Origin of the sequence: Kribbella deserti, from assembly GCF_042434725.1 — a bacterium.
GTDB lineage: Bacteria > Actinomycetota > Actinomycetes > Propionibacteriales > Kribbellaceae > Kribbella > Kribbella deserti.
Genome location: NZ_JBHLTC010000035.1, coordinates 183703 through 204293 on the forward strand (window position 1 = coordinate 183703; position 20591 = coordinate 204293).

Below are 20591 nucleotides of genomic sequence, written 5' to 3' on the forward strand. Positions count from 1 at the left end.
TCAGGCCGCTGTCTTGACCTCGACCGGGGTGTCGGAGATGACCGACTCCCGGCGCTTCGAGACCACGACGGCGCCGATGATGATCAGCGTGGCCGCGATCGCGATGACCGCCCGGAGCACCGGGTTCTGGTCGTCGCCGATCGTCATGCTGACCACGGCCGGCGCGATCAGCACGGAGACCAGGTTCATCACCTTGATCAGCGGGTTGATGGCCGGGCCGGCGGTGTCCTTGAACGGGTCACCGACGGTGTCACCGATGATGGTGGCCTCGTGCGCGGGCGAACCCTTGCCACCGTGGTTGCCGTCCTCGACCAGCTTCTTCGCGTTGTCCCACGCGCCACCGGCGTTGGCCAGGAAGACCGCCATCAAGGTACCGGCGGCGATCGCACCGGCGAGGTAACCCGCCAGCGCCGAGGCGCCGAGGCCGAAGCCGACGGCGATCGGGGCCGCGATCGCGAGCACGCCCGGGGTGGCCAGCTCACGCAGCGAGTCGCGGGTGCAGATGTCGACGACCTTGCCGTACTCCGGCTTGCCGGTGCCTTCCATGATGCCCGGGATGTCGCGGAACTGGCGACGGACCTCGTAGACGACCGCACCGGCGGCGCGGCCGACGGCGTTGATCAGCAGACCCGAGAACATGAACACCACGGCCGCACCGACGATGATGCCGACCAGGGTGGACGGGTCGAAGACCCGCGACGCCTCGTCGAACTTCGCGATGGCCTCGGCCGACAGCACCTCGGCGATCGACTGCGTGTACGAACCGAACAGCGCGGTCGCCGCCAGTACGGCGGTGGCGATCGCGATGCCCTTGGTGATGGCCTTGGTGGTGTTGCCGACGGCGTCCAGCTCGGTGAGGATCTGGGCCGCGTCGCCGTCCACGTCGCCCGACATCTCGGCGATGCCCTGCGCGTTGTCGGAGACCGGGCCGAAGGTGTCCATCGCGACGATGACGCCGACGGTGGTGAGCAGACCACAACCGGCCAGCGCGATCGCGAACAGCGCGACCACACCGGAACCGCCGACCAGGAACGCGCCGTACACGGCCGCGCCGATCACCAGCGCGGTGTAGACGGCCGACTCGAAACCGACCGAGATACCGGACAGGATGACCGTCGCGGCACCCGTCATGGAGGTCTTGCCGACATCCTTGACCGGCTTGTCCTCGGTACCGGTGTAGTAGCCGGTGAGGGCCAGGATGACCGCGGCGAGCACGATGCCGATGATCACCGAGACGGTGGCGATGACACGCGGGTCACCGCTCTGCGCGGCGATCTCGGCCGACACACCGGTCAGACCGGAGAAGCTGCCCGGCAGGTAGGCGAAGGCCGCGATCGTGCAGAGCACCGCGGAGATGATCGCCGACAGGTAGAACGACCGGTTGATCGTCTTCAGGCCGTTCTCGCCGGCCCGCGGCTTGGTCAGGAAGACGCCGATGATCGCGGTGATGACACCGATGGCCGGCACGATCAGCGGGTACACCAGGCCCTGCTCACCGAAGGCGATCTTGCCCAGGATCAGCGAGGCGACCAGCATCACGGCGTAGGACTCGAACAGGTCCGCGGCCATACCGGCACAGTCACCGACGTTGTCGCCCACGTTGTCGGCGATGGTCGCCGCGTTGCGGGGGTCGTCCTCGGGAATGTTCTGTTCGACCTTGCCGACCAGGTCCGCGCCGACGTCGGCGGCCTTGGTGAAGATACCGCCACCGACCCGCATGAACATGGCGAGCATGGCGGCACCGAAGCCGAAGCCCTCCAGCACGGTCGGGGCGTCCCCCTGGAAGAACAGCACCACGGCGGCGGCACCCAGCAGGCCGAGGCCCACCGTGGCCATACCGACCGTGCCACCGGTGCGGAACGCGACCTTCATGGCCGGGTCCCGGCCCTCGTTGCGGGCCGCGGCGGCGACCCGGACGTTGGCGCGCGTCGCGAGCCACATGCCGAGGTAGCCGATGAAAGCCGAGAAGCCCGCGCCGATCAGGAAGAAGATCGAGCGCCAGATCTTCAGCGAGGTTTCACTGCCGTCGCCGTGGACCGGGAGCAGGAACAGCAACAGGAAGGCCGCGGCAGCGAAGACGGACAACGTCTTGAACTGCCGGGACAGGTACGCGGCGGCACCTTCCTGGACTGCGAGGGCGATCGTCTTCATGTTCTCGGTGCCATCGTTCGCGGCAAGCACCTGACCGCGGAACACCATCGCGATGCCGAGCGCGAAAACCGCGATCGCACCGACGACGATGACCAGCGTGGTGTTGCTCGACGAAAGATCCACCGCTTGTACCGCAAGCAGCGCGGACATCCGTCCTCCTTGTTAGGGGCCCCGGCTCGGCGGCCCCCGTGCCGCCGCGAACGCGAGGAAATGTGACTACAACTGAACGCCAAGGGACCTGGCGGTGCGTCACTCTAACGGGTGCTAAACCAGACCTGGCGACAGGGTGGTCTACGCCACATTTCTTGCGGTCCGTGGCCCGGTGACTACGAGTAGTCACCGGGCTTTTGGTGCCCCTCGGCTCAGATCGCCGAGGCCACATCCGGGTGAATGTCGAACACCTTGTCCAGCCCCGTGATCCGGAAGATCTTCAGCAACCGCTCCTGCGTGCAGACCAGAGCCAGCGACCCGTCGTTGGTACGGACCCGCTTCAGTCCGCCGACCAGTACCCCAAGGCCCGTGGAGTCAAGAAATTCGACCTTTTCCAGGTCGAGCACCAGGTGGTGGTTGCCGGCGTCGACCAGCGAGACAAGGGTCTCGCGGAGTTTCGGCGCGGTGTAGACATCGATCTCCCCACCCACTTCGACGACTGTGCGCTCACCTTCGGTGCGCGTCGTCAGCGACAGATCCACTTCGGCCTCCGATCCCGTGAACGGTTGCATTCAACCATGTACGGACCGTGAGAAGGGTGGCCGGATGCAACTCGGTCACCAACTCGTTGCCGAACGCCCGGATGGTTTATTTGTCAACACTTTCGGCTGACCGGTACCGGACCGGCCCGAGCGCTTTCACGGTGCTCAGCACTGGCGTGGTCTCGACAGCCACGATCGCGTCGAACGCCAGCCGCCGGCTCAGATATTCGTGCAGTCCCGAGGCGTCCGGGCAGCACAGATTGACGACCAGATTCGTTCGTCCGGTGGTGGCCGCGACAACGGTCGACTCCTCGTGCTCCGCGAGTGCCTCGGCCACCTCGTCCAGTTGAGCAGGTGCCACCGACAACCAGAGCAATGCCTGCGTCGGCGCATCGTCCACCTCGACGTCGAAGAACAACGCACCCCGGGTCCGCAGGTCGGTAAGGCGCTTCGCGACAGTCGCGGCGGACCAACCCGTCGCGACGGCCAGTTCTCCGTACGGCGTTCGTCCATCCTCAAGGAGTACGTCGAACAGGCGCCGATCCGCCTCCCCGAGTACGACGTACCTCGGGCGCACCGGTGGTGGCCGAAGCTGCCGCTCCTGGTCCTCGGTCAGCACGCGGGTGGAGGCCCTCCAGGCGTTCGGACCACCTAGGTACGTCCTTAGTAAGTAGTGCGCGGATACGGCGGTGACCTCCGTCGACGCCGGGAGATCCCCCAGCACGAACTCGGGTGGAGTCGTATACACCAGCGCGTTGATCTCGGTTCCGCCTGAGGCGATCTGGACCCAGGCCGTGCCGGGCCGTTCGGCCAGCGTCTCGGCCAGCTCGGTGGCTCGCCCGGCGGTGGTGAGCCGGATCAGGCAGGCCTCGCCCTGTGGATAAGGCAGGCCGAGAACGTGCAGGCCGGCCTCGGCGCGGAGCCGGGCATACCGCCGCGTGAGCGTCTGCGTCGAGGTGCCGAGCACGGCGGCGACCCGGCTGAACGGCGCCCGGGCGTCGATCCGCAGCGCTTGGACCAGGCCTCGGTCCAGCGCGTCCAATGGTCTATTTCTCGACATATCTCTCTCGAAATGGAAGTTATCCACAGGCTTATCCACTTATGTGGAAGATTACGGGATCTGTGGACAAACAGCTGGGCGCTACGCCGATTCCGGCGGCTGCTGAGTTGCCCTAGGGGCCCACTAGGTTTGAGGCATGCGTGACGGCGGTGAGGCGGCGAGCGTGCTCAAGCGGCTCGCGGCTGGCCCCGGGCGTGCTGAGCGGCTTACCCATGTGGAGCCGGTTCCGGCACGACCTGGCCGGACGGGCGCTTGGCCGCGCTGGGTGCCGCCGGAAGTGCTCGCGCAACTTGCCGACGTCGGGATCGAGCAGCCGTGGATCCACCAGATCGCGACCGCGGAAGCGGCGTACGCCGGGCGTTCGGTAGTAGTAGCCACCGGCACGGCGTCCGGGAAGTCCCTGGGCTACTGGCTTCCCGCCTTCGCCACGCTGGCTATTGCCGAGGCGGCGTCCCCTCATCGTCGTACGGCCTCGGTGCTCTATCTCTCGCCCACCAAGGCCCTTGCGCATGACCAGCTTCGAGCGGTCTCCCAGTTCACCGTGCCGGGTTTGCGCGCCACCACGCTCGACGGCGACTCCGAACGGACCGAGCGGGACTGGGCCCGCGACCACGGCACGTACGTCTTGAGCAATCCGGACATGCTGCACCGCTCTGTACTGCCGAACCACCAGCGCTGGGCCCGATTCCTCGGCAGCCTCCAGTACGTCGTGGTGGACGAGTGCCATCACTACCGCGGCGTATTCGGCGCACACGTCGCGGGAGTGCTCCGAAGGCTCAGGCGGATCTGCGCGCACTACGGGTCCAACCCGGTGTTCGTGTGCGCCTCGGCCACGGTGGCGGAGCCGGCCGTCTCGGGCGAGCGCCTGACCGGTCTACCGATGGAGGCGGTCACCGACGACGGATCACCTCGCGGCGGTGTCTCCTTCGGTCTGTGGGAACCGCCCCTCACGTCGTACGGCGGGGAGAACGGCGCGCAGGTCCGTCGTTCCGCTACCGCCGAGGTGGCCGACCTCCTGTCGGATCTGGTCGTCTCGGGCGTCCGGACCGTGGCGTTCGTTCGTTCGCGACGTGGTGCCGAGTCGGTCGCGTTGACAGCCCGGGCCAACTTGGCGGAGGTGGACCCGGCTCTGGCCGACCAGGTCTCGGCGTACCGCGCGGGCTATCTCCCGGAGGAGAGGCGCCGGCTGGAGGCCATGTTGCACAGCGGCGAGCTCACCGGTGTCGCCGCGACCAACGCGCTCGAACTGGGTGTGGATATCGCCGGGCTGGACGCAGTACTGCTGACGGGCTGGCCCGGCACCAGGGCTTCGTTGTGGCAGCAGGCGGGTCGAGCCGGTCGTTCCGGCGCGGAGGCGCTGGCGCTGCTGGTGGCGCGGGACGATCCACTGGACACGTACCTCGTTCGTCACCCCGAGGCGATCTTCGGGCGACCTGTTGAGGCCACGGTGTTCAACCCGGAGAATCCGTACATCCTCGGCCCACAGCTTTGTGCCGCCGCCCAGGAGCTACCGCTCACTACGGATGACTATGAGGTCTTCGGCAGTACTACTGAGCGAGTGATCGGCCAGCTGGTCTCGCAAGGGCTGCTGCGCGCCAGGCCGCGTGGCTGGTTCTGGACCCGGCGCGACCGGGCCGTGGACGCGATCGACATCCGCTCGGCCGGTGGCAGGACCGTGCAAATCGTGGAGCAGGAGACCGGGCGCCTGCTCGGTACGGTCGATGGCGGCGCCGCGCACGCGAGCGTGCACGAGGGCGCGGTCTACGTGCACGCCGGGGAGTCGTACCTGGTCCAGGCGCTTGATCTCGAGGGGCACGCGGCGATCGTGGCCCCGGCCGCGCCGGACTACAGCACGTTCGCGCGGGACGTGACCGAGATCGGCATTCTCGGCGCGGAGGCGACCATCCGCTGGGGCGCGGCCGAGTTGTTCCGCGGCTGGGTGCAGGTGACCCACCAGGTCGTCTCGTACCAGCGCAAGCAGCTCGTCACCGGCGACATCCTGGACGAGGTTCCGCTGGATCTGCCCGAGCGGACGCTGCGCACCAAGGCGGTCTGGTGGACCCTGCCCGACGACCAGGTGGCCGCGCTCGGACTCGACGACATTCCCGGCGCGGCACATGCGGCCGAGCACGCGTCCATCGGCCTGCTGCCGCTGTTCGCCACCTGCGACCGCTGGGACATCGGCGGCGTATCGACCGCCCGGCACGCCGATACCGGCTGTCTCACCGTATTCGTGTACGACGGCCATCCCGGCGGCGCGGGATTCGCCGAACACGGCTACGAAGCCGCGCGCGAGTGGTTGACGGCGACACGGGAGGCGATCGCACACTGTGAGTGCAGCCACGGGTGCCCTTCGTGCGTACAGTCACCCAAATGTGGGAACGGGAACAACCCGCTCGACAAGGCAGGAGCCGTCACCCTCCTGTCCGCAGTTCTCGCAGACCACTGAACCTCGTATATCGGCAGTGAGGCCGCACCAGTTCTGGAAAGGCACCAGCCATGTTCGTGCTCGGAATCGTACTGATCGTCATCGCCGTGCTGCTCGGCCTCGGCGTCGCCACCACCTCGGGTGAGGCGACCACGCTGGAGGTGTTCGGCATCGACCTCGGCATGTCCGTCACCGCGGTCTTCTTCTTCGGCGTGGTACTCGGCGCCGCCGCCCTGGCCGGCCTGTGGCTGGTCAAGAAGGGCGTCGGCCGCGGCTACCGCCGGCACAAGGAGGTCAAGGAGCTGCGCCACCAGGTCGAGACCACTCCGGCCGGCACTGACCCCGCCACCCCGGGCACCACCACTTCCAAAGAAGTTGCTCAAGGCACCGATACCGTTGCCGAAGGCACCGAACCGCATCGCTCACCTGAGCGCCCGATCGCCTGATGCCTCGAATTCGTTGAGGTTAGGTCTCAGCCAGCGCGCGGATCACACACGGAAACCGCCCGTTCCGTAATAGGGGCCCCATGCAACGAAACATGACTGGCAGTTAGTTGCCATTGGCATCAAGTTCTGCGGATTTGCCATAACCACCAACGCGGTTGCTGTGCCTTACTGGTCGTGGCGTAAACGTCGCGATCAGTCACCAGCACATCTCCGGCCGACCGGCCCGAACCTCACCGAGCCGGACACCGCGGACCGCCTCCAGCGCAAGGGGCGCCCGGGTGGACCCGAGATACCAGGTGACCGATCAAGACGGGGTCCCGACGACCTGTCGCCTACTCGAGATGGCACGACCTCTGGAGGTTGTCTTGATCATCCGTAGATTGTTGACCCGTACCGGTGTCGCCGTACTGGCCGCCAGCGTGGCACTGGCCACGGCGGTCCCCGCGCAGGCCGCGGTGCCGGCCGAGCGCCATGACGACAAGCCTGCCGCGACGCTCAAGGTCGGGGTGCCGAAGCAGATCGGCAGCAGCGCCGACACCAGGTACTGCCTCACGTTCGTGGCGGCGGAGAAGATCCCGATGGCGGTGATGCTGCCCTGCTCACCGGGTAAGACCGCCAAGGCACAGCAGTGGATCTGGACCGCCAAGGGCGAGTTGCAGGTGGCTCTGAGCAAGTCCGTCGGTGGCGAACTTGCGAAGACCGGCGCCTGCCTCGACACGGCCGCGGACCTGGCCGAGACACCGGCCGACGCGCCGGTGCTGGTGCTGCCCTGCCGCGATGGCGACGGGCAGAAGTGGACCTACGACAAGGACACCCAGGCCCTCGTCAACGTGGCGAACGGCCAGGCCCTGAGTTCGATGATCGGCAAGGCCAAGCAGGCCCGTCCGACGGCCACCGAGCCGGCCGACGGGACCCCGGCACAGGCTTGGCGTCAGCTGCCGATCCCGAACCTGGACATCCTGGGCGCGGTGATGGCCCTGGTGAACGCGCTGCTCAGCGCGCTCGGCCTGAGCCTGCCGCTGCCGATCGAGAAGGCCGCGGCCTCGCTGCTGGAGCTGGTCGGCGGCAAGCTGCCGATCCCGGCCCAGATGCAGGTGCTGCCGAAGCAGATGATCAACCTGGTGCGCTGAGCACCACCTAGGAGGCCTCACTAGAAGGAGGGGCGGTTCCGGCTCACAAGGCCGGGACCGCCCTTCGCTTTGCCATTGGTCAATCGTTGACAACGTTTGCCCTTGGCATCGGTAAAAGTCTTCACATAGTCGTTTGAGAGTGCCAAGGTTGTGCGGGCACGGTTGCACAATCTGCAAGGAGCCCCTGATGCGACGTACCACCCGTCTGTCCGCGGCGGCCGTTCTCGGCACGGTCACCGCATTGCTGCTGACCGGCTGTCTCGGGTCCTCCGGATCCGCCGACGGCGACCAGGACACCGGCCGCAACGCCGACGCGAAGAAGGTCGACCTGGTGATCGCGTCCAACGCGGTCAAGGGCGGCAAGAGCAGCGCGAGCGCGGAGTTCACCGAGAACGTGCTGATCCCGAAGTTCGTCGCCGAACAGAAGGCGAAGGGCGTCGAGGTCACCGTTCGGTACCAGGGTGACGGCTCCGATGACGAGATCTACAAGCAGAAGCTCTCGCTGGACCTGTCGAACAAGTCCGGCGCGGACATCATTTCGATCGACGGCATCTGGGTCGGCGAGTTCGCCCAGGCCGGATACATCAAGACGCTCGCCGATACCGTCGGCGACGCCGCGAAGGTGGACGGCTGGGAGGGCTGGAAGCAGATCCCCGAGACCGTGCAGCAGCTCGGATCGTTCGAGGGCAAGAAGTACGGCGTCCCCGGCGGCACCGACGGCCGCGTCCTCTACTTCAACAAGAAGCTATTCGCCCAGGCCGGTCTTCCCGCCGATTGGCAGCCGAAGTCGTGGGAGGAGATCCTCGCGGCCGGACGCGCGCTGAAGAAGCTGCCGGGCGTCACACCGCTGCAGATCAACGCAGGTACGGCGATGGGCGAGGCCACCACCATGCAGGGCGTACTGCCTCTGCTCGCTGGAACCGGCGCGAGCGTCAACAAGGAAGGTAAGTGGCTCGGGGACACCCCGCAGCTCCGGCAGGTGCTGGACTTCTACCAGAAGGTGTATGGCGGCGAGAAGCTCGGCGACCGGGTGATCCAGCTTGAGTCCAAGGGCCGCGACAAGTCGTTCGCGCAGTTCGCTGCCAACAAGATCGGCGTACTACTGGAGAGCGACTACTTCTGGCGCAGCGTGGTCGAGCCGGAGGAAGGCGTTGCCAAGATGGCAGACCGCGATGCCGCCGTCGGGTACGCGTTGATCCCGGCGGTGCAGCCTGGTGCCGGCGTCAACGGCCAGGACTTCATCTCGATGTCCGGTGGTGGAGCGACCGTCATCAACCCGAACACCAAGTACCCGCAGCAGGCCTGGGAACTGCTGCAGTTCATGAACTCGGCCGAGATGGTCAAGGCCTCGTTGGACGGCAACGCCAAGATCACCCAGCGCACGGACGTCAACGCGGAGGTACTGGCGTCAGACCCGATGCTCACCTTCGTCAGCCAGAAGGTGCTCCCGCTGACGCAGTACCGCCCGGGCCTTGCCGAGTACCCGAAGGTTTCTGCGGCGCTACAGCAGGCGACGGCCGACGTGGTCGGCGGTAAGACCGCGGAGCAGGCCGCGCAGGCGTACCAGTCTGCGGCCGAGCAAGCGGCGGGCGGCAAGGACAAGGTCTTCACGAGCTGATGGCCACCACGACTGGTCCCGCGCCGGTGAAGCCGGCGCGGGTTCGTGGGCCCGCGCAGGATGTTGCCGGGCTGGGCGTCGGGCGGGCGCTCGGGTTCATGGCTCCGGCCTTGTTGCTGATCGGGGCGTTCCTGGTCTTTCCGGCCGTCTGGACGATCTACATCGGCATCACCAACTACCGGCTGACCGGTATCGAGGCGGTGTCGCCGAAGATCGTCGGCCTGGAGAACTACGCGAAGGCCCTGAACGACGCCCTGTTCCACAACGCCCTATGGCTGACGTTCCTGTTCGTGCTCGGTTCGGCGATCATCGGCCAGAACATCCTCGGTTTCACGCTTGCGTGGATCATGCGCAGGGCACGGCCGGCAGTTCGCCGTACGGTCGAGGCACTGGTGCTGCTGGCCTGGATCCTGCCGTCGACGGTGGTCGCGTACCTGTGGATCGCGTTCTTCGATCGCGACACCGGCACGTTGAACAGCGTGCTCGGCACCACCGGCACGGCCTGGCTGATCGAGTACCCGATGATCTGCTTGATTCTGTTCAACACCTGGCGGGGTACGGCGTTCTCGATGATGCTCTACTCGTCGGCGCTGCAGGCGGTTCCGCCGTCACAGCTGGAGACGGCCCGGATGGTCGGGGCCTCCGGCTGGCAGACCCTGCGTGACGTGGTCTTCCCGCATATTCGCGGGCATGTGCTCACGAATACGCTGCTGATCTCGCTGTGGACCGCGAACGACTTCTCGCCGTTCCTGCTCACCAAGGGCGGTCCGAACCACGAGTCCGAGACGGTGCCGGTCTACATCTACAACGTGGCTCTGACCGGTGGTGAACTCGGTTACTCCTCGGCGATCTCGTTCCTGCTGCTGCTGGCGAACCTGCTGGTAGCGCTGCTCTACCTGCGGCTCTTGCGGAGGCGGTCATGACTCCTGCCGAAACCGTGCGCCGGATCGGGTTCTACGTCCTGATCTGCGCGATCACCTTGTTCTTCGCCGTACCGATGCTGTGGATCGCCTCGGCGCCGTTCGACGCGTCACCAGGGCTTGGCGTGAGTTGGCCCGACTGGACGCTCGACAACTTCCGGAAGACGCTCAACCATCCGTACGCCCTTGGTGCGATGGTGAACTCGCTGCTGATCTGTGTGACCACCGCCGTGGCTGTGACGGCCTTTGCGGCTTTGGCCAGCTATGCGTTGTCCCGCGTGCGTATTCCCGGCCGGGACGCCTTGCTGTACGCGTTGTTGCTGCTGTCGTCGGTAGTGACCGGCACCGCCGCGATGGTGCCGATCTTCGTCATGATGTTCCAGCTCGGCTTGATCGACTCACGGTTCGGTGTTGCTCTGGTGATGACCGGAGGCCTTTTGCCGGCGGCGATCTTCATCCTCAAGGACTTCGTCGACGCGGTGCCCAAGTCGTACGAGGAGTCCGCCCGGGTCTTCGGTGCCTCCACGGGCCAGATCCTGCGCGACGTCGTGCTGCCGGTCGCGCGTCCCGGCCTGGCCACCATCCTGGTCTGGGCCTTCGTCAATTCCTGGGGCAACTTCCTGGTGCCCTTCCTGCTGATCCGGTCGATCGACAAACAGCCCGGCGCGGTGCTGCTGCAGACCTTCACCGACGAGGGCGGCAGCGCCAACCTCCAGGTGATTCCGGTCTTCTCGCTGCTGTTCTCGATCCCCGTGGTCGTGCTGTACCTGCTGGTGAACTCGCGATACGGGTTCCGCTTCCACGGAGGGATCAAGAGCTGATGGCCGGTATCGATATCGAAGGCCTGTCCACCGTCTATCCGAACGGCGTACGCGCGGTGGACGGGCTGGACCTGAGCGTGGCCGACGGCGAGTTCTTCGCGCTGCTCGGGCCGTCCGGCTGCGGTAAAACCACCTTGCTGCGCACGATCGCCGGACTGGAGAACGCCAGCGCAGGCAAGGTCCGGATCGACAGTACCGACGTGACCCGGCTGGAACCGGGCAAACGTGGTGTGGCGATGGTCTTCCAGGACTACGCGTTGTTCCCGCACATGACGGTGTCGGAGAACATCACCTATCCCCTGAAGGTGCGGCGTGCTCCCGTGGCCCAGCGCGACGAGGCCGCCCGCCGTACGTCGGAGGAGCTAAGCCTGCAAGGGCTTCTCGAACGAAGGCCCGGTCAGTTATCCGGTGGCCAGCAGCAACGAGTGGCTTTGGCCCGGGCGATCGCCTCGGAGGGCAAGGTGCTGCTGCTGGACGAGCCGTTGTCCAACCTGGACGCCCGCCTTCGCTTAGAGGCCCGGACGTTCTTGAAGAAGCTGCAGCGGGATCTGGGCATTACGACGGTCTTCGTCACGCATGACCAGGCCGAGGCGCTTGCACTGGCTGACAAGATCGCCGTCATGCAGTCAGGCAAACTGCGCCAACTCGGTAGTCCGCGCGAGGTCTTCGCCCGCCCGGCGAACACCTTCGTTGCGAACTTCATCGGCTCCACGCCGATGAACCTGCTCGACGGCACGATCGAGCCCGAAGGCGTACGGCTGCCAGGTGGCTCCTTGCCCGCAGCAACCGGCTCGCTGCCGGTAGGTGCTTCGGTGACGGTCGGGGTGCGGCCCGAGTACCTGACGGTGTCCCCGTCCGGCCCAGGCTTGCAGGGCGTCGTAGTCGTCACGGAGAACCTGGGCACGATCTCGCTGGTGACAGTGGATTGCGACGGCACCTTAATCGGCGCCACCGTGCCGGAAGAGGACGAGCCCGCGCCGGGTACGCCGGTCTCACTGATGGCTGCCGCTCCCCGGGTCCTCTTGTATGACAAGGAGTCCGGCGAACTGCTAGCCCAGCAACCCGCTACGGTCTGACCAATGGCGATCACGACGTACCGACGGGTCTGGACGCTCGACGATCGGGCCGAGTCGATTTGGCATTCGCTCCCGGTGGACATCCGGCCGGGCTGCGAAGGTCTGTCCGTCCGGCTGCTGGAACCACCGCCGGGCGCGGTGATCGACATCGGCTGCGAAGGTGCGGCCGGTTGGCGCGGGTGGTCCGGCGGAGCCCGGCAGGCCTTTGCGATCACCCCTTTGGCGGCGACTCCCGGGTACGTGCCGGGTGAGCTCGAGCCCGGTGTCTGGTGGATCGTGCTCGGGCTGCACCGCATCCCGGTCGACGGGGTGGAACTGGTGGTGGAGGCCTCGACCGGGCCGGTGGACTCGATCCCCGGCCTGGCCGAGTACGAGACGGCCTCCGCGGCAGTCGTCGTACCGGCTCGACCGCCACGGCGCGAGTTGCCCTCGGTGGACGGGTTGCGCTGGGTGGCGGCGGACTTTCACGCGCATACGTTGCACTCGGACGGTTCCGCCCCGGTGGCAGCCGTCGCCGCGCTCGGGCTTGCGGCCGGGCTCGACGTCATGGCGATCACCGACCACAACACCGAGGCGCATCACGCCGAACTGGCCCCGGTCGGTCAACGGCTCGGTATCGGGCTGATCCCCGGGCAGGAGATCACCACGGATTCGGGCCACGCGAACGCCTTCGGCGCGATCGGCGTGATCGACTTCCGCCAACCGGCCGAGACCTGGGTAGCCGAAGTGGCCCGGCGGGGCGGACTCATGTCGGTCAACCACCCGCTGGGCGGGGATTGCTCGTGGCGGCAGCCTTTGCCGGTTCACCCGCCTTTGGCCGAGTTGTGGCACTCATCGTGGTTGGACCGTCGTTGGGGTGGGCCGGTGGCGTTCTGGCATGCCTGGGGACATTCGACGACGGCTATCGGCGGGAGCGACTGGCACAACCCTTCGTCGCTTGCGCCGCCTGGATCGCCTACAACCTGGGTGGCGGTTGATGCGGCCGCTGTCGGGACGGAGGACCTGCCAAGCGCCGTACTGGCTGGGCTCGCTGCTGGCCGTACGACGGTTTCGGCGGGCTATACCGCGCCCGTGCTGCTGCGGAACGGCGAGAGCTTTGTGGCGATCGATGCGCCTGGCACGTTGCTCCTCGGCTGGGACGGAAGCCGCCGGGCGGTACGTACGTCGTACGAGGTCTTGCCGGCCGACGTACCAGGCGCGCACATCCTCATCGACCACACCGGCCAGGTGCTGGCGCTTTGCTCCTAGCCCGGGTTGTGGGTGAGTTCGGCGCGACGGGTGGTGAGGAAGGCTCGCTCGGCGGCGTTCTCCGCCCGGGCGATCGCGTCGTCGTACGCCTCGACTGCCTCGGGGGTGCGTCCGAGCCGCCGGAGCAGGTCGGCCCGGATCGCGTGCCAGAGATAGAACTTCGCGAGGTCCAACCCATCCACCTGCTCAAGCGCCGCGTCGGGCCCGACCACCTCCGCCAACGCGACGGCCCGGTTCAGCTGGATCACCGGGCTCGGCGCGATCACCATCAGCTGGTCGTACAACTGGAGGATCTGTCCCCAGTCGGTGGCGTCCGCCGTCGACGCATCACTGTGTACGGCGTTGATGGCGGCCTGGATCTGGTACGGCCCGGGCTGATCACGCCGCAGGCACCTGCGTACCAACTCCTGGCCTTCGGCGATCAACGCCTGGTCCCATCTCGCGCGATCCTGGTCCGCCAGCAACACCAGCTCGCCTCGCTCGTCGGTACGGGCCGCCCGACGCGACTCGATCAGCACCATCAACGCCAGCAGGCCGACCGCCTCGGGTTCGTCCGGCATCAGCTCGACCAGCAACCGGCCGAGGCGGATCGCCTCGCGGCAGAGTTCGTCGCGAACCAGGTCGTCACCCGCACTGGCCGTATAGCCCTCGTTGAAGATGAGGTAGACGACCGTGAGCACCCCGCGGAGGCGATCCGGCAGATCCGCCTCGGCCGGTACGCGGTAGGGAATGCCCGCGTCCCGGATCTTGCCCTTCGCCCGGACCAGCCGCTGCGCCATCGTCGGCTCGGGCACCAGGAACGCGCGCGCGATCTCCGCCGTGGTCAGACCGCCGAGCAACCGCAGGGTCAACGCCACCCGCGCCGGCATCGCCAGCGCCGGATGACAACAAGTGAAGATCAACCGCAACCGGTCATCCCGCACAACGCCCTCCGTTAGACCTACCTGGCCCTCGCTGTCTGTTTGGAACTGGCTCTGGGCCTGCAGCCAGGCGGCCTGAACGTGCTTGTCCTCGCGCTGCCCCTCCCGCCGAAGGTGATCGATGGCCCGGTTGCGCGCGGTCGTGATGATCCAGCCGGCCGGACTCGGCGGTACGCCAGTCTCGGGCCATCGTTCGACGGCCTTGGCGAACGCGTCCTGAACCGCCTCCTCGGCCAGATCTATGTCCCCGAGCACCCTCGTCAGCACTGCCACCGCACGCCCATACTCCGCCCGGAAAGCACGCTCAACCTCGCCCCGCACCTACCCACCTCCCACTCAGTTGCGCGGGTTTGCCGAATCGCCGCCGTCGGCCTGGCCGACGCAGGACCCGAACTCCATCGGCCGCACCTCGATCGGCAGCGTGAGAATCTCGCTCAACCGCCGGGCCCAATCCATCGCCTCATCAAGATCGGCCACTTGGATCACGTTGAACCCACCCAGGTGCTCCTTCCCCTCGGCGAACGGCCCGTCCGTAACCAAGCTCTCCCCGTCGCGATACCGCACCACCGTCGCCGAACTCGCCGCCGTCAACCCACCCGAGAACACCCACGCCCCGGCCGCTTGCAATTCGTCATGCCAAACCTGCAGCTTCGCCATGATCGGCTCAAGAAACTCCGGCGGCGGCGCCTCCCCGTCCGGCTGGTAAATCCCAAGCAAGTACTGCCTCATCCCAATCCCTCCATCCATTCCACGGCGACCCTTCCGGCCACCCACACCCTCTACACGAACCCCCTCCCGCAAATCGACATCCCCACCGCCAACCCAACCACCGCCTCCCCACGCGACAAACCATCCGCCCGCACCCGTCCGCCGCCCCACGGACCCCGCGAACTGCTCGGCTCGCCCGTACCCGACGGACCGGGCGGACTCCACCGGCTCGACGAACCAGGCGGACTGCACCGGCTCGACGGACCGGCGGGCTCCACCGGCTCGACGGATATGGGCTCGGCAGCTCGGCGGATACCGGAGAAGGTGGTTCGGCGCTGCGTTCCAGCGGACGAAGACGGTCGGCGGTTCGGCTCGCCCGGACTCGGCGTGATCGGCTGATGGGGCGGCTCGCGACCTCGGGGCGAGGCGCGGTCGGTCTGGTCGGCGGACTGGACGGTCGGCGGACTGGATGGTCGGCGGCTGCGCGGTCGGGTCGGCCGGCGCGGTGGGATTGGAGGGCGGCCGGCGGACGAGGGTGGGGAGTTGGCGTCGAGCGCCTTGAACTTCGCGGCGCATAGGTGGGCTCTGGATGGGTGGCGGGCGGCACTTCTTCGGGCGAGTCGCGTACCGGGGTGTGACTGGTGGGGCTGGTGACTATTACTGTCCTCTCAGACACGCTCCGGAACTGGGGCTCATCAGCTGATCGCGATCAGGTCGCGATCAGGTCGCGATCCGGCGTTGACCTGGACGTTTCGCGACCGGGAGCCCGATGATCTGGAAACGTCGTCCCGCCCATTCAGTCCACCGGACGTGTGCCCACCACGCTCCGACAGCGCCACGGAGGCCCGTGTTGCAGGACCGCATCCGGTTGTTGCTGGTCGACGACCAGATCCTCAACCGCGGGGTGCTCAGAAGCCGGCTCGAACGCGAACGCGACCTCGAGGTGGTCGCCGAGCTGAGCCGCAAGGACGATGTGGTGGCCGCGGCCAAACAGCACCGCGCCAACGTCGCACTACTCGACGCGGGCCTGCCCGAACGCGAAAGCATCTCCGTCACCGCCGAACTCCGCACCTCCATGCCGGAATGCCGCGTGGTGATGCTGACCACCTTCGGCCGTCCCGGCTATCTGCGGCGCGGTCTCGATGCGGGCGCGAAGGGTTTCGCCCTGCAGAACAGCCCTGGACCGCAACTGGCCGACGCCCTCCGCCGGGTCCACCTCGGCCTACGCGTGGTGGACGCCAACTTGGCCGCCGAGACGCTGCGCTACGAACAGACCCCCCTCGACCCGGGTGAAACCGACACGCTGCGAGCCGCCCGGGACGGCGGTACGGTGGCCGCCCTCGCGGACAAACTCGCCATCTCCGAACGCCTGGTCCGCGTACGCCTCTGGTCCGCCATCGGCAAGACCGGCGCCCGCACCCGGGCCGACGCCATCACCATCGCAGAACGCAACGGCTGGCTCCCCGACTAACGCACCCGCCGCGCCCGCATCGACTCGACTCGTGCGTGTCAGGTCAGCACAACAACCCGGCCGGGATCGTCGGCCCGGAACAATAGACAGCCGGGATCAGCGCAAGGTGCCGCAGCAGGTCCACCAGCGCGGTGCTCGGCACGCGTCGCGCCGGGTCGGCTGTGCCGAATCGATGCCTTGCAAGGTGCTAGGCGGGGCAGGTTGGCTATTCGGCCAGGTGATCGCGGAGCCAGCTGGGGCCGACCGTACTGGCGCCAAGCTCCTCGACCCGGCGGCGGAGTTCCCGGTCGGCCGTGACTACGACGATGTCGCGGTCGCCGTTCTGGCTCGACGCAGCCACGACCGACACGATCTCGTCGTCGCCCGAACCATTGGCATGCACCACCACGATGTCCCGTTCAGTATCGCTCGCGGTGGAACCGTCCCGCTGCTCAGCGTTCTCGACCGAGGGCGCGTTTGAAGGCGAGGGCGCGTTCGACGGCGCGGAGCCCGAGGGCGCGGCGGTTGCGGGCGAGTGGTCGGTTGGAGTGGCATGGGCGGGCTGGAGTGGGCCGGTTGGCGCGGCCTTGCGGGCGGCTCCTTCCAGAACGACGACAACCTCGTACGGTTCGGCGAAATCGCGCTGGATCGAGGCGAGCAAGCGCGCCGCAGCGCCCGCGCGGTCGCGCCACCAGCCGTCTGGACGCGAGCCGACCACGTTCGCCGCATCGACCACCAGTAACGGGAGTACCGTCACTTGGACCTCATTCCTGACGTCGCCGTCCATGCTGCCCACGACCGGGTTACGGCAGGGCGGCACCACTCTCCTTTCCAGTGTCTCGTTCCCCGACGCCTTTGTGAGACCAACCCGCCGAGCCGACGCCGACCGACCCTGACCGTCCATCGCACCACCGCCCATCGCCGCGATCCAGCGCATTACCCGACGGCCGACCGGACGCTGCGAATGACCCGCTGGGCCGAGCGGCTTAGCTCGGAGCTTCCGCAGCTCCGATCGGACCACCTCGAGCTGCCGCTCGGATCACCGGTGATCCGAGCGCTCCGAGATCCAGCTGTACGGACGTCACTACGACGACCACCTCTGTTTCCACGTCTATCGAGCATTGTTCGAGGTCGGTGTTGTGCGCGTTCGCGATGCTGGCTGCCGTCTGACAGGCACCACCGTCATCCCGAAGCGGTTCGTCCGCAGGGGAACCTAAGGTAGGAGCACCGGGCCGTGCCGAGAATCCAAGCTCAGCCTCGGAACCACCGACTTCAGGACGACGGAGATCTGCGCGATCGCTTGGTCGTTGCCGAGCATTGCTCTGCAAGGCTTCGGCCGCGCTCAACGCCGCCAGATCCGCAGCAGCCGCGGTGCGATGTTTGGCCGCGATCACCGATATCCAAAGCACGGCCGCGACGACGCCTGCTGTGAACAGCATGACGACGGCCAGCACCATCAGCGTGCCGCTTCCGTGCTCGGTACGGCGCATGCGAGGACGAGCCGCACAGTCGGACGGTTGCCGAACGACGTCAGCAGCACGCGGACCGACGGCCCCACCGATCGCTGGTTCCGGAATGGGGGCGCGGCCTTGGCAGTCGTCTCGTGGTCCGCCGCGTCGACTGCGTAGTCGGTGGATGGCAGGGCTGACGGCCCCGCTCGCGGTTCGCGAACTGGCGCGTCGTCCGCGTAGTCGGTGGAGGGCGGGGGTCACGGGCCCACTCCCGCTTCGGCGTGTACGACGGCGCGCGCGATGAGGTCTTTGCTTGGCAGCAGTTTGAGGAATCCTCCTTTGCCTTGGGCAGTTGCTTGGACTGTCACTACGACTTCGGATCCTTGACGAGTGACGGCGATCTGGGCGCCTGGTGGGGCGGATCGTTCGCCGAGTGTTCGAGCCACCGACTCTGGCTCGCCGCGGGCGATCGCTCGGGCGACATCTCTGGCGGCATCACCGCAGCGGACGTTGGCCACCATCAGGCCGAGTAGCCACAGCCCACCAAACATCGCTATCAGCAGCACCGGAAGGACAATCGCCGTCTCGGCCGTCACCGAGCCACGCTCTCCTGCCCTTCGCGGCACGGCTCCCCGCAGGAGCGCCGACCTCGAGGGCCTGATCGTCTCGGCGGATACCGCGTACCGGTCGTGCCCGACCCGCGGCTCGACTGATGCGACGAGCCAGGCCGGTGATCCATGCGCGGCCGATGACCGTCGGGATGCCGCCACTTGATGTCGTCTTAAAGTGCGCCACCGCAGGACCGCGGCGACCAATCGACCAATGGCGTCTCCGAACGTTCCTGTGATGTGCCCCTGGCAAAGCCCGCCGATGGACCGAGCGAATGCCCGCCGCGAGCGCGAGGACCGGCGCGGGCCGCGGTACGCCGTACGGCCCGCTGCTGGTGGCGATTGGTGCTCAGAGGTCTGGGCATTAGGTGGTGCAGGGATCGGGTAGTCGTTCATCTCCACTCCAATCTGGGAGGCCCGGCCAGGCACGGATGGCCTGGACGACCGAGCCGGGCGCGGCCGAGCGCGGATGGCCTGGGCAGGACGGGTCGGGCGCGGCGGGGCACGGATGGCGGGTGAAAGGTAGGGCGTCGCGCGCCCGCCTGGCCACGGGGGGTGAAGGTACGGTTCGGTGCGTGGCCAGGCGGTTGCGGGCGGGCGGTTAGAGCTCGAATTCGATGCCTGCGGCACGCAAACCGGCGTTGATGATTGCCTTTAGCAACGACAGCATGGTGTCCGACTTCAGCAAGGTGATCAGGATGCCGCCGAAACCGCAGGCGGCGACCGTGGCCACCGCGTATTCGGCTGTCGCCGCACCCTGCTCGCCACGATCTCGCCCGGGCGCCAGCCCGGTTCGGAATCGCGCACCGGCATGAACCAGCGCATCGCGGCCCGCCTGCATGCGACCACGGAGAGGGCGGTGCTGAACGGCGACCAGCGTCTTGGACATGTCGAGCCTCCTACTCTGCCACCCTGGCGCTTCCAGGGCGGTTCACAGAGAGGATGCAGTCGAGTTTCACTCTTTATACAAAGAGATTCGACACCTGGGGACAACTCGCAAACTCGGCATCGGACAGCCTCAGCGCAGGTCGTTCAAGCGCCTTGACTGCTGCACATTCAGAGTCATTCGCGCGGCTTCGATGTTCGCCACCAGGTGCGCCGCGGACGACGTACCGGGAATCGGCACGACAACCGGAGACCGGTGCAACAGCCAAGCCAGCGACAGTTGCTGCACTGTCGCATCGATCTCGCGGGCGATCTCGGTGAGCACCGGGCTGGACTCGCGAGCAATCGGAAGCCAAGGAATAAAGGCGATTCCCACACGCGTGCAGTAGTCGAGAACAGCATCGTGTTCACGATCCATCACGTTGTAGCGGTTCTGTACGCTGACCACCTCGATCTGCCGACGCGCCTCCTCAAGCTGCGCGACGCTCACCTCCGACAGACCGATATGCCGAACCTTGCCTTCGGCACGCAATTGGGCAAGCGCGCCGAGTTGGTCCGCCAACGGGACCAGTGGATCTATGCGATGTAGCTGAAGCAGGTCGATCCGTTCCACTCGCAGGCGGCGAAGGCACAACTCGGCCGCTTGGCGCAGGTACTCGGGCCGGCCGACCGGCAACCACTCCGAGGGCGACGGCCTGGTGTGTCCGATCTTGGTGGCGATCACCAGGTCGTCGGCGTACGGGTGTAGCGCCTCGGCCAGGAGTTCCTCGTTCGCGCCGATGCCATACGCGTCGGCCGTGTCGATGAAGTTCACGCCCAGCTCCACCGCGAGGCGGGCGATCCGGATGGCCTCACGCCGGTCGCCCACCGGGCGGTAGCCGGTCAGCCTCATCGCGCCGAAGCCGAGGCGCCGTACTTCTAGCTCGCCGATCTTCAGGGTCGGGTTCTCACTCATGAAACTCTCCTTGGTCGGGTTCGC

The 20591-nt window shown here is 67.2% G+C and carries 19 protein-coding genes; 9 read left to right on the forward strand and 10 right to left on the reverse strand.

Translation table 11 applies throughout. The annotated features are described in order from the left end of the window. The 3 genes from ACFFGN_RS26385 to ACFFGN_RS26395 all read right to left on the reverse strand — a co-directional run bounded on the left by ACFFGN_RS26385 (position 1) and on the right by ACFFGN_RS26395 (position 3903). Positions 1-2301 carry a sodium-translocating pyrophosphatase gene (locus ACFFGN_RS26385; protein ID WP_380052612.1) on the reverse strand — a complete coding sequence of 767 codons (2301 nt, stop codon included), beginning with the start codon at positions 2299-2301 and terminating at the stop codon, positions 1-3. 212 nt (positions 2302-2513) lie between these two features. Further along, positions 2514-2873: an STAS domain-containing protein gene (locus tag ACFFGN_RS26390; protein WP_446685221.1), complete on the reverse strand. Its 360-nt coding sequence runs from the start codon at positions 2871-2873 to the stop codon at positions 2514-2516. 76 nt (positions 2874-2949) lie between these two features. After that, entirely contained in the window at positions 2950-3903 is a 954-nt protein-coding gene (locus ACFFGN_RS26395) for an Lrp/AsnC family transcriptional regulator (protein ID WP_380052614.1), read from the reverse strand. A gap of 136 nt (positions 3904-4039) precedes the next feature. Between ACFFGN_RS26395 and ACFFGN_RS26400 the strand changes: the two genes are divergently transcribed. The 8 genes from ACFFGN_RS26400 (at position 4040) to ACFFGN_RS26435 (ending at position 13590) form a co-directional block, all read left to right on the forward strand. Continuing rightward, entirely contained in the window at positions 4040-6352 is a 2313-nt protein-coding gene (locus tag ACFFGN_RS26400; protein ID WP_380052616.1) for a DNA 3'-5' helicase SftH, read from the forward strand. 50 nt (positions 6353-6402) lie between these two features. Next, a complete protein-coding gene (locus ACFFGN_RS26405; RefSeq protein ID WP_380052618.1) occupies positions 6403-6777 on the forward strand; it encodes a hypothetical protein in 375 nt (124 codons plus the stop codon). Between the two features lie 365 nt (positions 6778-7142). After that, positions 7143-7907 (forward strand): ricin-type beta-trefoil lectin domain protein, encoded by a 765-nt coding sequence (locus ACFFGN_RS26410; RefSeq protein WP_380052620.1) that lies wholly within the window; start codon positions 7143-7145, stop codon positions 7905-7907. A 187-nt stretch (positions 7908-8094) separates the two neighbouring features. Further along, positions 8095-9525 (forward strand): extracellular solute-binding protein, encoded by a 1431-nt coding sequence (locus ACFFGN_RS26415; RefSeq protein ID WP_380052622.1) that lies wholly within the window; start codon positions 8095-8097, stop codon positions 9523-9525. Next, positions 9525-10448, forward strand: coding sequence for a carbohydrate ABC transporter permease (locus ACFFGN_RS26420; RefSeq protein ID WP_380052624.1), 924 nt, complete (start codon positions 9525-9527; stop codon positions 10446-10448). Before ACFFGN_RS26415 ends, ACFFGN_RS26420 begins: the two co-directional genes overlap by 1 nt. After that, entirely contained in the window at positions 10445-11266 is an 822-nt protein-coding gene (locus ACFFGN_RS26425) for a carbohydrate ABC transporter permease (RefSeq protein ID WP_380052626.1), read from the forward strand. Before ACFFGN_RS26420 ends, ACFFGN_RS26425 begins: the two co-directional genes overlap by 4 nt. Then, positions 11266-12342: an ABC transporter ATP-binding protein gene (locus ACFFGN_RS26430; RefSeq protein WP_380052628.1), complete on the forward strand. Its 1077-nt coding sequence runs from the start codon at positions 11266-11268 to the stop codon at positions 12340-12342. Before ACFFGN_RS26425 ends, ACFFGN_RS26430 begins: the two co-directional genes overlap by 1 nt. Before the next feature lie 3 nt (positions 12343-12345). After that, the gene (locus tag ACFFGN_RS26435) at positions 12346-13590 is read left to right on the forward strand and encodes a CehA/McbA family metallohydrolase (protein ID WP_380052630.1); all 1245 of its coding nucleotides are present in this window, start codon (positions 12346-12348) and stop codon (positions 13588-13590) included. Here the strand turns inward: ACFFGN_RS26435 and ACFFGN_RS26440 are convergent. Both ACFFGN_RS26440 and ACFFGN_RS26445 read right to left on the reverse strand, forming a co-directional pair. Next, positions 13587-14831 (reverse strand): RNA polymerase sigma factor, encoded by a 1245-nt coding sequence (locus ACFFGN_RS26440; RefSeq protein ID WP_380052632.1) that lies wholly within the window; start codon positions 14829-14831, stop codon positions 13587-13589. The two genes, ACFFGN_RS26435 and ACFFGN_RS26440, sit on opposite strands and share 4 nt — an antisense overlap. Before the next feature lie 15 nt (positions 14832-14846). Then, positions 14847-15239 carry a YciI family protein gene (locus ACFFGN_RS26445; protein ID WP_380052634.1) on the reverse strand — a complete coding sequence of 131 codons (393 nt, stop codon included), beginning with the start codon at positions 15237-15239 and terminating at the stop codon, positions 14847-14849. Positions 15240-16065: 826 nt separating this feature from the next. Here ACFFGN_RS26445 and ACFFGN_RS26450 point away from each other — a divergent pair. After that, the gene (locus ACFFGN_RS26450; RefSeq protein WP_446685222.1) at positions 16066-16689 is read left to right on the forward strand and encodes a response regulator; all 624 of its coding nucleotides are present in this window, start codon (positions 16066-16068) and stop codon (positions 16687-16689) included. Between the two features lie 205 nt (positions 16690-16894). Here ACFFGN_RS26450 and ACFFGN_RS26455 read toward each other — a convergent pair whose 3' ends face one another. The 5 genes from ACFFGN_RS26455 to ACFFGN_RS26475 form a co-directional block, all read right to left on the reverse strand. Next, entirely contained in the window at positions 16895-17425 is a 531-nt protein-coding gene (locus tag ACFFGN_RS26455) for a hypothetical protein (protein ID WP_380052636.1), read from the reverse strand. 229 nt (positions 17426-17654) lie between these two features. Continuing rightward, positions 17655-18158, reverse strand: a complete 504-nt coding sequence (locus ACFFGN_RS26460) for a hypothetical protein (protein WP_380052638.1) — start codon at positions 18156-18158, stop codon at positions 17655-17657. Between the two features lie 218 nt (positions 18159-18376). After that, positions 18377-18715, reverse strand: a complete 339-nt coding sequence (locus tag ACFFGN_RS26465; protein WP_380052640.1) for a TadE family type IV pilus minor pilin — start codon at positions 18713-18715, stop codon at positions 18377-18379. Positions 18716-19328: 613 nt separating this feature from the next. Beyond that, positions 19329-19616 (reverse strand): DUF4244 domain-containing protein, encoded by a 288-nt coding sequence (locus ACFFGN_RS26470; RefSeq protein WP_380052642.1) that lies wholly within the window; start codon positions 19614-19616, stop codon positions 19329-19331. Positions 19617-19745: 129 nt separating this feature from the next. After that, positions 19746-20567, reverse strand: a complete 822-nt coding sequence (locus ACFFGN_RS26475) for an aldo/keto reductase (protein ID WP_380052644.1) — start codon at positions 20565-20567, stop codon at positions 19746-19748. Positions 20568-20591: the final 24 nt, after the last annotated feature.